This is a genomic window from Streptomyces fungicidicus (assembly GCF_003665435.1).
In the GTDB taxonomy this organism is placed as follows: Bacteria; Actinomycetota; Actinomycetes; order Streptomycetales; family Streptomycetaceae; genus Streptomyces; species Streptomyces fungicidicus.
The window spans coordinates 1,227,884-1,244,190 of the sequence record NZ_CP023407.1 but is presented as its reverse complement, the minus strand read 5'-3'; the positions used below and the strand labels follow the sequence as shown (position 1 = coordinate 1,244,190).

General features: G+C 73.1%; 11 protein-coding genes. 8 read left to right on the top strand and 3 right to left on the bottom strand.

Going from position 1 to position 16,307, the window contains the following annotated elements; all coding sequences use genetic code 11:
• Positions 1–16: 16 nt before the first annotated feature.
• The gene (locus CNQ36_RS05615) at positions 17–814 is read right to left on the bottom strand and encodes an IclR family transcriptional regulator (protein WP_176116575.1); all 798 of its coding nucleotides are present in this window, start codon (positions 812–814) and stop codon (positions 17–19) included.
• A gap of 106 nt (positions 815–920) precedes the next feature.
• Positions 921–1,487: a hypothetical protein gene (locus tag CNQ36_RS05610; protein WP_121545184.1), complete on the bottom strand. Its 567-nt coding sequence runs from the start codon at positions 1,485–1,487 to the stop codon at positions 921–923.
• A 417-nt stretch (positions 1,488–1,904) separates the two neighbouring features.
• Here CNQ36_RS05610 and CNQ36_RS05605 point away from each other — a divergent pair, with 417 nt between their 5' ends.
• From CNQ36_RS05605 to CNQ36_RS05575, 7 genes are all read left to right on the top strand, one after another.
• Positions 1,905–4,898, top strand: coding sequence for a sensor histidine kinase (locus CNQ36_RS05605; RefSeq protein WP_121545183.1), 2,994 nt, complete (start codon positions 1,905–1,907; stop codon positions 4,896–4,898).
• A complete protein-coding gene (locus CNQ36_RS05600) occupies positions 4,895–5,329 on the top strand; it encodes a roadblock/LC7 domain-containing protein (protein WP_004934180.1) in 435 nt (144 codons plus the stop codon). The genes CNQ36_RS05605 and CNQ36_RS05600 overlap by 4 nt, the downstream gene beginning before the upstream one ends.
• Before the next feature lie 9 nt (positions 5,330–5,338).
• Positions 5,339–5,734, top strand: a complete 396-nt coding sequence (locus CNQ36_RS05595; RefSeq protein ID WP_004934182.1) for a DUF742 domain-containing protein — start codon at positions 5,339–5,341, stop codon at positions 5,732–5,734.
• A gap of 24 nt (positions 5,735–5,758) precedes the next feature.
• Positions 5,759–9,439, top strand: a complete 3,681-nt coding sequence (locus CNQ36_RS05590) for a hydantoinase B/oxoprolinase family protein (protein WP_121545182.1) — start codon at positions 5,759–5,761, stop codon at positions 9,437–9,439.
• The gene (locus tag CNQ36_RS05585; protein ID WP_004934190.1) at positions 9,420–10,025 is read left to right on the top strand and encodes a GTP-binding protein; all 606 of its coding nucleotides are present in this window, start codon (positions 9,420–9,422) and stop codon (positions 10,023–10,025) included. The genes CNQ36_RS05590 and CNQ36_RS05585 overlap by 20 nt, the downstream gene beginning before the upstream one ends.
• A gap of 233 nt (positions 10,026–10,258) precedes the next feature.
• Positions 10,259–11,068: a M15 family metallopeptidase gene (locus tag CNQ36_RS05580; RefSeq protein ID WP_121545181.1), complete on the top strand. Its 810-nt coding sequence runs from the start codon at positions 10,259–10,261 to the stop codon at positions 11,066–11,068.
• Between the two features lie 46 nt (positions 11,069–11,114).
• Entirely contained in the window at positions 11,115–11,651 is a 537-nt protein-coding gene (locus CNQ36_RS05575; protein ID WP_121548376.1) for an NUDIX domain-containing protein, read from the top strand.
• Here the strand turns inward: CNQ36_RS05575 and CNQ36_RS05570 are convergent.
• Positions 11,642–14,020, bottom strand: coding sequence for a glycoside hydrolase family 31 protein (locus CNQ36_RS05570; RefSeq protein WP_121545180.1), 2,379 nt, complete (start codon positions 14,018–14,020; stop codon positions 11,642–11,644). The two genes, CNQ36_RS05575 and CNQ36_RS05570, sit on opposite strands and share 10 nt — an antisense overlap.
• A gap of 211 nt (positions 14,021–14,231) precedes the next feature.
• Here CNQ36_RS05570 and CNQ36_RS05565 point away from each other — a divergent pair, with 211 nt between their 5' ends.
• Positions 14,232–16,208 (top strand): acetoacetate--CoA ligase, encoded by a 1,977-nt coding sequence (locus CNQ36_RS05565; RefSeq protein WP_121545179.1) that lies wholly within the window; start codon positions 14,232–14,234, stop codon positions 16,206–16,208.
• Positions 16,209–16,307: the final 99 nt, after the last annotated feature.

Here is a 16,307-nt window from a genome sequence, read left to right as displayed (position 1 = left end):
GACGCCCCGGCGCTGCTCAGAATCCGTAGCCCATGCGCCGGGACAGCCCGGCTGCCGCCGTCGCCGTCCGGCTTCCCAGCTCGGGCAGCCGGACCGCGGTCAGCCGGTAGACCGGGCCCGAGACGCTGATCGCCGCGATCACCGAGCCGTCGTGCGAGCGGACCGGTGCGGCGACGGCCGCGAGGCCCGGCTCCAGCTCCTCCAGCGTCGTGGCGTACCCCCGCTCGACCACCGTCTCCAGCTCACCGCGCAACGCCGAGGCCGTGGTCACCGTCCGCTCCGTGAACCGGCGCAGCGGGCGGCCGAAATGGGCCTCCCGGACGGCGGGCTCCACGTGGGCGAGGAACACCTTGCCCCCGGCGGTGGCGTGGAGCGGGGTGCGCCTGCCGAGCCAGTTCTGCGCCGTGACCGACGCGGTGCCCCGGGCCTGCATGATGTTGACGGCCGCGTCGTCGTCCAGCACCGCTATGTTCACCGTCTCGCCCAGTTCGTCGGCGAGCTCCCGGCACACCGGGACGCCCTCCTGCGAGATGTCCAGCCGTACGGCCGCCGCGCCCGCCAGGCGCAGCACCCCGGCCCCCAGGTGGTACTTGCCGCGGTCCTTGGTCTGCGCCACCAGACCGCGGTTCTCCAGGACACCGAGCAGCCGGAAGGCCGTGGACTTGTGCACGCCCAGTTCGCCGGCGATCTCCGTGACTCCCGCCTCGCCGTGGCGGGCGAGGATCTCCAGCACCGTCACGGCGCGGTCCACCGACTGCACGGCACTCGGAGTGCCCTTCCCGTTCCCCCCGGGCGGGCTCTGCGGGCGGGTCATGGCTCGGCTCTCACCATCCGTAGGCAACCGTCGCGCGGGGCGCCTGCCGTCGCGCGGTACGCGACCTCAGCGTACCCACGGCCCGTGGCGCGGTGGGGGAGCGGTCTCAGGGGTGCGACAGCTGCCCCGCGCCGCCGCGCCGGCGTATGCGGGCCTCCGCCCGCTGGGCGGACCGCTCCCGGCGGCGGGCACGGCGCCGTTCACGCCGCAGCGCCCGCGCGGTGCTGCTGGGCACGGACACCACACCGTTGCGCTGGTTCCAGACCTGGCGGGTCACCCAGACGTCCAGCACCCCCCAGGTCGCCAGGATCGTGCTGACGACGCTGCTGATGACCATGGGGAAGGCCAGCCAGGACCCCGCCAGCGTGCTCAGGAAGGCCACCATGGCCTGAATCAGCGTCACCGCGATGAGGAGCACCGCCCGAACGGCCGCCGTCCGCACCGGATCCGGCAGGCGGCGCCGCCGGGCCGGCTCCTCGACCCACAGTGGCCGGTAGGAGGCCTTCCCCCGGGAGTCCTCGGGCCCGCCGACGTACTCCACGTCGTCGCGCCTTCCAAATGTCCCGTGGCCGGCCGCGGCCGTACCCCGCCCCGGCGCTCCGCCGTCCGGCCGCGTCCTCACCTGCGCCACCACGCCCTCGTCAGGCGCCTCGCGGCGCTCCGCCGTGCCCATCACCGTGCCACTCCCCTCCGCCGGCAGGCCGCGCACTCGTGTCCGAAGACCCGCTTCTCCAGTGGCTGCCCTGCTTGCGCCGTTCTACGCCGCCCGGATGCGGGGCGCGGCTCCTGTGGCCGATTCCGCCCCCATCTCCCACAGAGAAGGACGAACGGCACGTCGTGAAGATTCCCGATGGGAAAGAAATCGGCCAACACTTCCTCCTCGCACGGGAGTTCGCGCCGACGGGCGCGCTCCCGATTCCGGGCGGCAATGCCCCGCAATGGCGGGACAACTCCCCATCTCCCGGCCTCGGTACGGAACTGCAGCTTCCGGACGGCTCTTAGAGTTCACCCCGGCGCGGTAGTAGGCTCGCGCCGTTTGTTGACGCACATGTGTACCCCCGGCCGCTCGGGGGCCGAGCTGGGGGAGGCCATGCGCTTTCGCGGGAAGTCCATCCGCCGGAAGATCGTGGCGCTGCTTCTCGTGCCGCTGTTGTCCCTGACCACGATCTGGGCCTTCACCACAGTGATCACGGGCCGCGAGGCAAGCCATCTGTTCGACGTCTCCTCGGTGATGGAGGAGGTCGGCTACCCCATCGAGGACACGGTCCGCGTCCTCCAGCAGGAGCGCCGGCAGACCCTCGTTCATCTCGCCGACCCCCGGGCCTCCGAAGGGCTCGCCGCCCTCAGACGGAGCCGCGTCGCCACCGACCAGGCCGTCGACAAGGTCCGCAGGAACGCGGAGAACGTCGAGATGGGCAAGGCCATGCACGAGGACTCCGGCGAGCTGGGCGCGGTGCTGGACTCCTTCGAGGGCATCGAGTCCCTGCGGCGCAGCGTCGAGGACGGCACCGTCGACCGCTCCCAGGCCCTCGACCTGTACAACAGGCTGATCGACCCGTGTTACGTCCTGCTGGCCAATCTGCATGTGGTCGAGGACGTGGAGCTTGACAAGCAGTACCGCGCACTGGTCAGCCTCGCCCGCGCCCGCGAACTGCTCTCCCGCGAGGACGCCCTGCTCGGCTCCGCCCTGATCGTCGGCAGACTGTCCCGCTCCGAAGTGCGGGACGTCTCCGACCTCATGGCCCAGCGCACCCTGATGTACGACGCCGGCCTGCCGCAGCTGCCCGCGTCCGAACGCGACCGCTACGAGGCCTTCTGGAAGAACGCCACCTCCGCCCCGCTGCGCGTGGGCGAGGAGGCGGCCGTCGCCGCCGGCACCGGGGAGCCCCGCGGCATCACGGCCAAGAGCTGGGACGTCGCCGCGGGCAAGGTGCTCTCCGAACTCGGCACCCTCAACGACGGGGCCGCCGACCGCTATCAGGACCGCGTCCGGCCCATCGCCGTGGGCGTCATCGCCCAGGCCGTCGTCGCCGGCGTCCTCGGTCTGGTCGCGCTGCTGGTCTCCCTCTTCCTCTCCGTACGCGTCGGCCGCGGGCTCATCCGGGACCTCCGGCAGCTGCGCCTGGAGGCCCACGAGGCGTCCGGCGTGCGGCTGCCCAGCGTGATGCGCCGCCTCTCGGCGGGCGAACAGGTCGACGTGGAGACCGAGGTCCCCCGTCTCGAGTACGACAAGAACGAGATGGGTGAGGTCGGCCAGGCCCTCAACACCCTCCAGCGCGCCGCCGTCGAGGCCGCGGTCAAGCAGGCCGAACTGCGCGCCGGAGTCTCCGAGGTGTTCGTCAACCTCGCCCGCCGCAGCCAGGTCCTGCTGCACAAGCAGCTCACCCTGCTGGACACCATGGAGCGCCGGACCGACGACACCGAGGAACTCGCCGACCTGTTCCGGCTGGACCACCTGACCACCCGCATGCGCCGGCACGCCGAGGGCCTGGTGATCCTCTCCGGCGCCGCGCCCTCCCGGCAGTGGCGCAAACCGGTCCAGCTCATGGACGTCGTACGCGCCGCCGTCGCCGAGGTCGAGGACTACGAGCGCATCGAGGTCCGCCGGCTGCCGAAGGTCGCCGTCACCGGCCCGGCCGTCGCCGACCTCACCCACCTCGTGGCCGAACTGCTGGAGAACGCGACGGTGTTCTCCCCGCCGCACACCGCGGTCCAGGTCCTCGGCGAGCGCGTGGCCAACGGCTTCACCCTGGAGATCCACGACCGGGGGCTCGGCATGGCGGCCGACGCCCTGCTGGACGCCAACCTCAGACTCGCCGAGACCCCCGAGTTCGAGCTCTCCGACACGGACCGGCTCGGTCTGTTCGTCGTCAGCCGGCTCGCGCAGCGCCAGAACGTCCGGGTCTCCCTGCAGCCCTCCCCGTACGGCGGCACCACGGCGGTCGTCTTCCTTCCCGACGCGCTGCTGACGGACGACGTTCCGGACACCAATGGTGTCGGCTTCCGCCTCGACCGGCCGCAGCGCTCCAAGGACCGCGAACCGGAGGACGGCCGCCGCGTCGCGCACTCCCGGGCGCCCGTGCAACTGCCCCGGCTCCCCGCCTCGCTGCTCGACGGGCCGGTCGAGCTGGAGGCCCCCGTCGATCTGAGGGCGGCCGACGGCTTCCCCGGCACACCGGCCGACGAGGACGGCGAGCACGGCGGCCTCTTCCGCCCCCGCCGCTCCCTCACCGGCTCCCCGGAGGAGCGGCCCGGCCGCGATCAGCACCAGCGGAACCCCGACACCCGCGAGACCGTGGACCCGGCGGCCGGCGACCCGGCGAGCGCCCCGGTCCCGCTGGCCCGCCGGCGGACCCCCAAGCTGGTCAGCTCCCACGGGCGCCCCGTCCGCGACGCACGCGCGCGCGGCGAGCGGACGGACGACGAGGGCAGGACCGCCGAGCCGTCCCGTCCCGAGCTGGAGCCGGCGCCCCCGCTGCCCGCCCGCCGCCGCGGCGAGGAGGCCGGGGGACGCCGGGGACCGGGCCGCCCGGTCCCGGAGCCGCTCTCCCCGCTCCCCGCCCGCCGCCGTGCCGACCGACCCTCCTCCGGCTCGGAGGGCGAAGCGCGGGACGCCGCGGAGTCGCTTCCTCCGCTGCCCGCCCGCCGACGCGGCCCGGACCCCGACCCGGCCGGTGCCGCGGAGCGGGACGACGCCCCGGCGGCCTCCGGACCCCCGCGCGACGACCGCCCTGAGCCCTCCACCGGCCTGCCCCGCCGCACCCGCCGTCCCGCCGTCACGGCGAGCGGCCCCGACGACTCCTCGCCCGCCCCGGCCGCGACGGACACCGACGCCGCGCCGCCCGGAGGCGGATCGCTTCCCCGGCGGGTACGCCAGGCCAGCCTCGCCCCGCAGCTCAAACGGAGTGCCGAGCGGCGGAACGAGGAGCCGGCCCGGCCCGTTGAACGGGACGCCGACGAAGTACGCAGCCGCATGGCCTCGCTCCAGCGCGGCTGGCAGCGCGGCCGCGAGGAGAACGCCGCTGGCGACGAAGCCGGCAGCGGCACAGCACCACGACGAACGACAGAGGGGGACGGTCGATGACCGCACCGAGGGCCACCGGCCACACCGCGACCGACAAGGGCGAGCTGAACTGGCTCCTCGACGACCTGGTGGACCGCGTCGCCAGCATCCGCAAGGCGATCGTGCTCTCCGGCGACGGCCTGCCCACGGGCGCCTCGAAGGATCTCACTCGGGAGGACAGCGAGCACCTGGCCGCCGTCGCGTCCGGCTTCCACAGCCTCGCCAAGGGCGTCGGCCGTCACTTCGAGGCCGGTGACGTCCGGCAGACCGTCGTCGAACTCGACGAGGCGTTCCTGTTCGTCACCGCGGCGGGCGACGGCAGCTGCCTCGCCGTCCTCGCGGACGCCGACTCGGACGTCGGACAGGTCGCCTACGAGATGACGCTGCTCGTGAAGCGGGTCGGTGTGCATCTGGGAGCCGCCCCACGCACCGATCTGTCCGCGGGCGGGTAGTGGGATGACATGAGTGCTGACGGTCAGGGCGGAAACCACTGGTTCGACGACGAGGCCGGACCGGTCGTCCGTCCGTACGCCATGACGCGGGGCCGCACCACCAGTGCGGCCCAGCACCGCCTCGACCTGATCGCGGTGGTCGTCACGGAGCCGCTCGCGGACGATCCGGAGGCCGACCCCACGCTCTCCCCGGAGCACGTGGACATCGTCGAACTGTGCCGCGACACCTCGCAGACGGTCGCCGAGCTCTCCGCCGAACTCGATCTGCCGATCGGAGTGGTCCGGGTCCTCGTCGGCGATCTCGTGGATGCGGAATTCGTCCATGTGAACCGGCCGGTACCCCCGGCCGAGCTGCCGGACGAGAGTATTCTGCGCGACGTGATCAACGGCCTCCGGGCGCTGTGACCGGCGCGGAAGCGGGATACTGACGTGACTGGCTGGCAGTTCTGGGTCGACCGAGGCGGCACCTTCACCGACATCGTCGCGAGGCGCCCCGACGGCCGGCTGCTGACGCACAAGGTGCTGTCCGACAATCCGGCCCCGGACCCCGCCGCGCCGCACGGGAGCCGGGGGAGCGGCGGCGCCGACGCGGCCGTCGTGGGCGTCCGCGCGCTGCTGGCCGGGTCCGGCGATCCCGTCGACGCCGTCCGCATGGGGACCACCGTCGCCACCAACGCCCTCCTCGAACGCAAGGGCGAGCGGACCCTGCTGGTCGTCACCCGCGGCTTCCGCGACGCCCTGCGCATCGCCTACCAGAACCGCCCCCGCATCTTCGCCCGCCGCATCGACCTGCCGGAGCTGCTGTACGAACGGGTCGTCGAGGTGGACGAACGCCTCGCCGCCGACGGCACCGTGCTGCGCGCCCCCGACCTGGACGCCCTCACCGGGCCGCTGCGGCAGGCGTACGACGACGGGATCCGGGCCGTCGCCGTGGTCTGCCTGCACAGCCATCTCCACCCCGCCCACGAACAGGCGGTCGGGGACCTCGCCGCCCGCGTCGGCTTCCCGCAGATCTCCCTGTCCAGCGAGGTCAGCCCGCTGATGAAGCTGGTCCCGCGCGGGGACACCGCCGTCGTCGACGCCTACCTCTCGCCCGTGCTGCGCCGCTACGTCCGGCATGTCGCCGACGAACTCGACGGCGTACGGATGATGTTCATGCAGTCCAACGGCGGCCTCACCGAGGCCGGCCGGTTCCGCGGCAAGGACGCCATCCTGTCCGGCCCGGCCGGCGGCATCGTCGGCATGGCCCGCATGTCGCAGCTCGCCGGCTTCGACCGCGTCATCGGCTTCGACATGGGCGGCACCTCCACCGACGTCTCGCACTTCGCGGGCGAGTACGAACGGGTCTTCACCACACAGATCGCCGGGGTCCGGCTGCGCGCGCCGATGCTGGACATCCACACCGTCGCCGCAGGCGGCGGCTCGGTCCTGCACTTCGACGGCTCCCGCTACCGCGTCGGACCCGACTCGGCCGGCGCCGACCCCGGCCCCGCCTGCTACCGGCGCGGCGGTCCGCTCGCCGTCACCGACGCCAACGTGATGCTGGGCCGTATCCAGCCCGTCCACTTCCCCGCGGTGTTCGGACCCGACGGGGACCAGCCGCTGGACGCCGCGCTCGTCCGGGACCGCTTCACCGCACTCGCCGGCGAGATCCGCGAGCGGACCGGCGACGACCGCACCCCGGAACAGGTCGCCGAGGGCTATCTGCGGATCGCCGTCGCGAACATCGCCGGCGCGGTGAAGCGGATCTCCGTGCAGAAGGGCCACGACGTCACCCGCTACGCCCTCACCACCTTCGGCGGGGCGGGCGGCCAGCATGCGTGCATGGTCGCGGACTCCCTCGGCATCGGTACCGTCCTCGTCCCGCCCATGGCGGGCGTGCTCTCCGCGCTCGGTATCGGCCTGGCCGACACCACGGCCATGCGGGAACAGTCCGTCGAGGCCCCCCTGGAACCGGCCGCCATGCCCGGCGTCCACAGGACCGCCGACGCCCTGGAGGCGGCGGCCCGCGCGGAGCTCCTCGCCGAGGACGTCCCCGAGGAGCGCGTCGAGGTCACCCGCCGCGCCCAGCTCCGCTACGACGGCACCGACACCACCCTGACCGTCGAGCTGACCGAGCCCGGCACGATGCGGCGCACCTTCGAGGAACGTCATCGCGCCACGTACTCCTTCACACTCGACCGCCCGATCGTCGTGGAAGCCCTCTCCGTCGAAGCCACCGGCATCACCGAACCCCCCGATCTCTCCACCCTCGCTCCCCGCGACGGCACCCCCCGCCGCCCCGCCGCCCCGCGGACCGTCCGCCTCCACACCGGCGGCGCCTGGCGCGACGCACCCCTCCACCGCCGCGAGGACCTTCCTCCCGGCGAGACCGTCACCGGCCCGGCGATCATCACCGAGTCCGGGGCCACGACCGTCGTCGACGACGGCTGGCGGGCCGCGGCGACCGACGACGGGCAGCTGGTCATGGAACGCGCCGCGATTACGGAGAGTTCCCGAACCGGCACGCAGGCGGACCCCGTCCTGCTCGAGGTCTTCAACAACCTCTTCATGTCCATCGCCGAACAGATGGGCGCCCGGCTCGAGTCCACCGCCCAGTCGGTCAACATCAAGGAGCGCCTCGACTTCTCCTGCGCCCTCTTCGACCCGGACGGAAACCTGGTGGCCAACGCCCCGCACATCCCCGTCCACCTGGGCTCCATGGGCACCAGCGTCAAGGAGGTCATCCGGCGGCGCGGCCCGGCGATGCGCCCCGGCGACACCTACGCCGTCAACGACCCGTACCACGGCGGCACCCATCTGCCCGACGTCACCGTGATCACCCCGGTCTTCGGCAGCGCACCCGCCGACGACACGCAGAGTGACCGGAAGGTGCTCTTCTACGTCGCCTCCCGCGGCCACCACGCCGAGATCGGCGGCATCGCGCCGGGCTCCATGCCGGCCCACAGCCGCACCATCGACGAGGAGGGCGTCCTCTTCGACAACTGGCTGCTCACCGAGAACGGCCGCTTCCGCGAGGAGGAGACCCTCCGCCTGCTCACCGGGGCTCCCCACCCCTCCCGCAACCCGAGGACCAACCTCGCCGACCTCCGGGCCCAGATCGCGGCCAACCGCAAGGGCGTCGACGAGGTCGGCCGCATGATCGACGACTTCGGGCTCGACGTCGTCCAGGCCTATATGAAGCACGTCCAGGACAACGCCGAGGAGGCGGTGCGCCGCGTCGTCGACACCCTCGACGACGGCGAGTACGCCTACGAGACCGACTCGGGCGCCGTCATCCGCGTCAGTGTGCGCGTGGACCGCGAGACGCGCTGCGCCACCATCGACTTCGCCGGCACGTCGGCCCAGCTGTCCACCAACTTCAACGCCCCCTTCTCCGTCGTCAACGCGGCGGTCCTGTACGTCTTCCGCACCCTGGTCGCCGACGACATCCCGCTCAACGACGGCTGTCTGCGCCCGCTGCGGATCGTCGTCCCGCCCGGCTCCCTGCTCGCGCCCGAGCCGCCGGCCGCCGTCGTCGCGGGCAACGTGGAGACCTCCCAGGCCGTCACCGGCGCCCTGTACGCGGCCCTCGGCGTGCAGGCGGAGGGCTCCGGCACCATGAACAACGTCACCTTCGGCAACGCGCGCCACCAGTACTACGAGACCGTCGCCTCCGGTTCCGGCGCCGGCGACGGCTTCCCCGGCGCCTCCGTCGTACAGACCCATATGACCAACTCCCGGCTCACCGACCCCGAGATCCTGGAGTGGCGGCTCCCCGTCCGCCTCGAGGAGTTCGCGGTGCGCCGCGGCAGCGGCGGCCCCGGACGGTGGCGCGGCGGGGACGGAGCCGTGCGCCGCATCCGTTTCCTGGAACCCATGACGGTCTCGACACTGTCCCAGCACCGCAGGGTCCCCCCGTACGGCATGGCCGGCGGCGGACCCGGCGCACCGGGCGCGCACCGGATCGAACGGGCCGACGGCACGGTCAGCCGGCTCGCCGGAAGCGACTCGGCGGACGTCGGCCCCGGCGACGTCCTCGTCATCGAAACCCCCGGCGGCGGGGGATACGGCCCGCCGCCCGACCCCCATCAAGCAGGAGAAGAGAACGATGATCTTCGGGCGTTCTGAGCGCGGCAAGCCTCCGGTCGAGCCCGTCACGCTCAAGATCCTCGTGGCCGGCGGCTTCGGCGTGGGCAAGACCACGCTCGTGGGCGCGGTCAGCGAGATCAGGCCGCTGCGCACGGAGGAACTGCTCACCGAGGCGGGGCGCCCGGTCGACGACACCTCCGGTGTGGAAGCGAAGAACACCACCACGGTGGCGATGGACTTCGGCCGGATCACGCTCCGCGAGGACCTGGTGCTGTACCTCTTCGGCACGCCCGGCCAGGAGCGGTTCTGGTTCATGTGGGACGAGCTGTCCGAGGGCGCCCTCGGCGCCGTCGTCCTCGCCGACACCCGTCGGCTGGAGGACTGCTTCGCGGCCATCGACTACTTCGAGCGGCGCTCCATCCCGTTCCTCGTCGGCGTCAACCGTTTCGACGGAGCGGCGCGTTACCCGGCCGAGGACGTCCGCCGGGCGCTCGACCTCGACGAGCACGTGCCGCTGGTGATGTGCGACGCGCGGGACCGCGAATCGGTCAAGGAGACCCTCATCGGCGTCGTCCAGCACGCCATGGCCCAGGCCGCGCAGCGACGCCACACGGTCGCCACCTGACCCCGCGGCGGCACACGGCCCGTACCCGGCGAGCGGAGTACGGGCCCCCGGTGGCGAGCCCCGCGGGCGCCCGCGCTCTCGCGGCGCCTGGCAGGGCGGCCAGGGCGCGGCACACGAGACGCACGCACAGCGTTTCCGGCCGGTCACTCAGCGTGGATACGGGCGTCGTCATCGCGCCCCGCGCGGCCGGGACGCTTCCCCGGCGGGCCTCACTCCTGATAGATGCAGGGGACATGACACGACTCTCCCTCGCGGTACGCGGTCTCGTCACCGCCGTCGCCGCCCTGCTCGCCGCGACCGCAGCCTCCGCCACCGCCCAGGCGAAGCCCGAACCCAGGGCGCCCCAGGACTTCGTGGCGCTCGACAGTGTCGATCCGACGATCATCCAGGAGATCCGTTACTTCACACCGCACAACTTCGTCGGCGAGCCCATCGACGGCTACCGGCAGCCGCTGTGTGTCCTCACCCGTCCCGCCGCCCGGGCCCTCCACACGGCGCAGCGCGAACTGCTCCGCCAGGGCTACTCCCTGAAGGTGTACGACTGCTACCGGCCCCAGCGCGCGGTGGACCACTTCGTGCGCTGGGCCAAGGACCTCGAAGACCAGTCGATGAAGGCCGAGTTCTATCCGAACGTGGACAAGACCCGGCTGTTCGCCGACGGCTACATCGCGGAGAAGTCCGGCCACAGCCGCGGCTCGACCGTGGACCTCACCCTCGTGAAACTCCCCGCCAGGCCGACCCGGCCCTACCACCCCGGACAGCCCCTCACCCCCTGCTACGCCCCCAAGGGCGAGCGTTTCCCCGACAGTTCCGTCGACATGGGCACCGGCTACGACTGCTTCGACACCCTCAGCCACACCCTCGACCCGCGCGTCCAGGGCGAACAGCGCGCCAACCGGCTGCTCCTCAAGAGCACCCTGGAGAAGCTCGGCTTCGTGAACCTCGCCGAGGAGTGGTGGCACTTCACCTTCAAGCCCGAGGCCCACCCGGACACCTACTTCGACTTCCCGGTGTCCCGCGCATCGCTCACCGGCCGCGACTGACCCGCCCACCGGAGACGCCCCCGCAGTGATCGGATACAGTCCGCGCGTGTCCGAGACTCCCGCCCCGGCCCCCGACACCGCGCCGGGCTCCCACTGTTCGAGCTGCGGCACGCCCTTCGGGGAGGGCGTCTCCGGCTGGCCCCGCACCTGCCCCGCCTGCGGCACCGTCGCCTACCGCAACCCACTGCCGGTCGCGGTGGCCCTGCAGCCCGCCTACGACACGCAGGGCACCGGCCTGGTCGTCATCCGCCGCACCATCGCCCCCGCGCGCGGCGGCAGGGCGCTGCCCGGCGGCTACATCGACGACCGGGAGGACTGGCGTCGGGCCGTCGTCCGCGAACTCAGGGAGGAGACCGGCATCGAAGCCGAGAGCCGCGAGGTACGGCTCGCCGACGCCATGAGCGCGCCCGACGGACACCTGCTGCTGTTCGGCCTCCTCCCGGAACGCCCCGCGGAGGAACTCCCGCCGTTCACCGCCACCGACGAGACCGACGGACGCCAACTGCTGCGCCGCCCCGAGGAACTGGCGTTCCCGCTGCACACCCTGGCCGTGCGGGCCTGGTTCGAGGGCCGCTACATCTGACCCCGGCCCTGCTCCGTCCCGCGGACGCGCACCGGGCAGGACGGCTCGACGGCGCCGTCCTCGCCCTCCCGCTCCACGACGATCCGCGGCCCCGACCAACGGACCGTGTAACGCTCGGCCTCCGGCTCCGCCCGCTCGTCCCCGGTGTCCGGGACGACCAGCCCGCCCCCGGCCCGCCCCCGGGCCGGAGCCCATACCTCCAGCTCCTGACCGCCGTCCTCCGCCAGCACCGGGAGAACGGCGCCCCCGCGCGCGAACACCGGTATCCGTCCCAGGGGCGCGTCCACCCACACCTGGGCCGGCCCGTCGTACGCCCGTCCCGTCGCCGTGTCGTACCACCGCCCGCGCGGCAGCCGCACGGCCCGCCGGTCCGTACCCGGAGCCAGCACCGGCGCCACCAGCAGGGCGTCTCCGAGCAGGAAGGCGTCCTCGCAGTCGCGCAGCGCGCGCTCCTCGGGCGCCGCCCACCACAACGGCCGCACAAACGGCGCCCCGGTACGCCGGGCCAGATGCGCCAGCGTCCCGAAGTACGGCCGCAGCCGCCGCCGCTCGACGAGCGCCGCGCGCGCGTGCTCCACCACCTCGGCGCCGAACCGCCACGGCTCCCCGCCTCCCGCACGCGGACCGCCATGGGTCCGGAAGAACGGCAGATGGGCGCCCAGCTGGAGCCCGCGCAGAAACAGCTCGGGCGACCGTCCGTCCTCGAGACCGCCGACGTCCGGTCCCGAGCAGGGCACCCCGCACAGGCCCAGTCCCAGCACCAGCGACAGCGAGGCCCGCAACCCCGGCCACCCCGCCGGCGCCGCGCCCGACCACGCCCCGCCGTACCGCTGCATCCCGGCCCACCCGGAACGCGAGAACACGAACGGACGCTCCAGCGGCGCCCGTTCCCGCAGCCCCTCGTACGCGGCCTCCGCCATGCACAGCCCGTACACGTTGTGCGCCTCGCGATGGTCACCGCCGCGCCCCTCCAGCGCGTGCCGCGCCGACCGCGGCAGCGTCGCCTCACCGAAGGCCGTGAACGACGTCGGCTCGTCCAGGCTGTGCCAGAAACCGGCGAACCCCTGGGCCAGCCGCTCCTCGTAGAGGCCGCCCCACCACGCGCGCACCCCCGCGTGCGTGAAATCCGGGAAGACCACCTCTCCGGGCCAGCCGACGCCCTCCACCACCTCCCCCGAGGCGTCCCGCACGAACGCGTCCCGCCCCGTTCCCTCGTCGTACACGGAGGTGCCGGGCATCGCCCCGACCGCCGGACCGACGACCGACACCATCCCGATCCCCTCCAGCCGCAGTTCCTCCGCCAGGACCGGCAGCTTCGGGAACCGTTCCTGGTCGACGGTGAAGACCTGACGGGCGTCGAAGTGGCCGACGCCGAGATGCACGGCGTCGAGCGGCAGCCCGTGCTCCCGGTGCTCCGCGACGGCCCGCCGCACCCCCTCCTCGCCTGCGACGGCGTCCGGCACGTGGTGGTGACCGAGCGCCCACGCGGGCGGCAGCGCCGGCGCACCGGTGAGCGACGCCCAGGCGAGCAGCACCCGCGCGGGGGTGCCGACCATCGCCCAGCAGCGCAGCGGACCGCCGTCCATCCGCAGCTCGCTCGTCCCGGCCCGGTCGTGTCCGGAACCGGCACCCTCCGCGCCCTCCCGCAGCGTCACCGTGCCGTCCCACGAACTGTCGTGGAACACCAGGTGCGTGCCCGCGTCCGCCACCACCATCTGCACCGGCATCGTCACGGACGACGGATCGTCGCCCCGGCCGCCGGCCCGTCCGGGGCCGGTGTTCCACAGCCGGTACGTGCCGTCCCGCAGCCGGGGACCCGACGCACGCCCCCCGAGCCCGAAGAACCGGGCGTCGGCCGCCACCTCGGACCGCTGCATCCACCGCGCGGCGCCACCGCCGACCGGCTCCCACCACCGCGGCGGCAGATCGCGCCGCAGCGTCACACCCCCCGGAGTGAGCACCTCCACCGCTCCGTGCCGCGACACGACCACCGTCACGCGCTCGGCCACCACCCGCCAGCCGCCGTCCTTGTCCGGCTCCAGCGCGGCCCGCGGATCAGGGTCGGGGCCACGGCCGGCCAGCGCGTACGACGGCTCGGCAGCCGCCCCGTCCCAGCCCCAGAAGACCGCCCCGTTCACCGCCACGAAGATCCGCAGCTCCGAGCGGTCGAACCGGAGCAGCCCGCCGCCGAGCCCCGGCTCCACCTCCCGCAGGGTCCCGGGCACCCGAGCCCGCTCCGGCCCCCGGGGCGGCAGCCCGATGGCGTCGGCCCGCCGCCTGCGCCACGCTGCCCGTACGGTACGCAACCCCTGAGCCGCCCCCACCGAACCGACCGACTTCACCGAACGCACCAGGTCACGACCGTCCATGCTGCTCACCCTGCCATCGACACCACCCGCCCGGCGTCTCGTTCAACTGCCGTTCACCCGTGATCGCAGCACATCTTCACGACACGGACCGTGCGGGGTGCCCTGGTGCGGAAGTCGATCACATGGCATCGTCCCTGTCAGCCGTGTCACGCGCACACCCCAGCCCGTGCGCGGAGGACGCACACGACGCGCACAGTCCGGGAGCCGCCCCATGTCGACCGTGAACCCCCAGCCGCTCTGGCAGCCGAGCCGGGAACAGATCGCCCGGGCACGGATCACGAAATTCCAGACGTGGGCCGCCGAACACCACGGCGCTCCGGCCGAGGGCGGCTACGCGGCGCTCCACCGCTGGTCCGTGGAGGAGCTGGACACCTTCTGGAAGGCCGTCACGGAGTGGTTCGACGTCCGCTTCTCGACCCCCTGCACCGCCGTGCTCGGCGACCGCTCCATGCCCGGCGCCCAGTGGTTCCCCGGAGCCACCCTCAACTACGCCGAACACGCCCTGCGCGCGGCCGCGACCCGCGCGGACGAGGCGGCGCTCCTGCACGTCGACGAAACCCATGAACCGCGCCCCGTCACCTGGGCCGAGCTGCGCCGCCAGGTCGGCTCGCTCGCCGCCGAGCTGCGCGCGCTCGGAGTGCGCCCCGGCGACCGCGTCAGCGGCTACCTGCCGAACATCCCGCAGGCCGTCGTCGCCCTCCTCGCCACCGCGGCCGTGGGCGGCGTGTGGACCTCCTGCGCACCCGACTTCGGCGCCCGCAGCGTCCTCGACCGCTTCCAGCAGGTCGAACCGGTCGTCCTGTTCACCGTCGACGGCTACCGCTACGGCGGCAAGGAACACGACCGCCGCGACGCCGTCGCCGAACTGCGCCGCGAACTGCCGACCCTGCGCGCCGTCGTGCACATCCCCCTGCTCGGCACCGAGGCCCCCGACGGGGCACTCGACTGGTCCGCACTCACCTCCGCGGACACCGAACCGGTCTTCGAGCAGGTGCCCTTCGATCACCCCCTGTGGGTGCTCTACTCCTCCGGCACCACCGGACTGCCCAAGGCGATCGTCCAGTCCCAGGGCGGCATCCTGGTCGAGCACCTCAAGCAGCTCGGCCTGCACTGCGACCTGGGCCCCGAGGACCGCTTCTTCTGGTACACCTCGACCGGCTGGATGATGTGGAACTTCCTCGTCTCCGGCCTCCTGACCGGAACGACGATCGTCCTCTACGACGGCAGCCCGGGCTACCCCGACACCGGCGCCCAGTGGCGCATCGCCGAACGCACCCGCGCCACCCTCTACGGCACCTCGGCCGCGTACGTCATGGCCTGCCGCAAGGCCGGCGTGCACCCCGCTCGCGACTTCGACCTCTCCTCGGTCAAGTGCGTCGCCACCACCGGCTCCCCCCTGCCCCCGGACGGCTTCCGCTGGCTGCACGACGAGTTCGCCGAGGACGGGGCCGGCCTGTGGATCGCCTCCGTCAGCGGCGGCACGGACGTCTGCTCCTGCTTCGCCGGAGCCGTGCCGACCCTCCCCGTCCACATCGGCGAACTCCAGGCCCCCGGCCTGGGCACCGACCTGCGGTCCTGGGACCCCAGCGGCAAGCCCCTCACCGACGAGGTCGGCGAACTCGTGGTCACCAACCCGATGCCGTCCATGCCGATCCATTTCTGGAACGACCCCGAGGGCACCCGCTACCACGACAGCTACTTCGACACCTATCCCGGCGTCTGGCGGCACGGCGACTGGATCACCCTCACCTCCCGGGGCTCCGTCGTCATCCACGGCCGCTCCGACTCAACGCTCAACCGCCAGGGCGTCCGCATGGGGTCCGCCGACATCTACGAAGCCGTGGAACGCCTCCCCGAGATCAGGGAATCCCTCGTCATCGGCGTCGAACAGCCCGACGGCGGCTACTGGATGCCCCTCTTCGTCCACCTGATGCCAGGAGCCACCCTCGACGAGGACCTGCTCGGCCGGATCAAGAGGACCATCCGCGAGCAACTGTCACCCCGGCACGTCCCCGACGAGATCATCGAGGTGCCCGGAGTTCCGCACACCCTCACCGGCAAGCGCATCGAGGTACCGGTCAAGCGTCTCCTCCAGGGCACCCCGCTGGAGAAGGCGGTCAACCCGGGCTCCATCGACAACCTCCCCCTGCTCGCCTTCTACGAGGAACTCGCCCGCAAGCGCGCCTGACCCGCCCCCGGGAGAAGACCGGTCCCCCTCTCCGGCCCGCCCGGCCGGACGCCGTTGTCAGTGCCGCCGATTACTGTGAGTGAGCATTAATCGACTGTG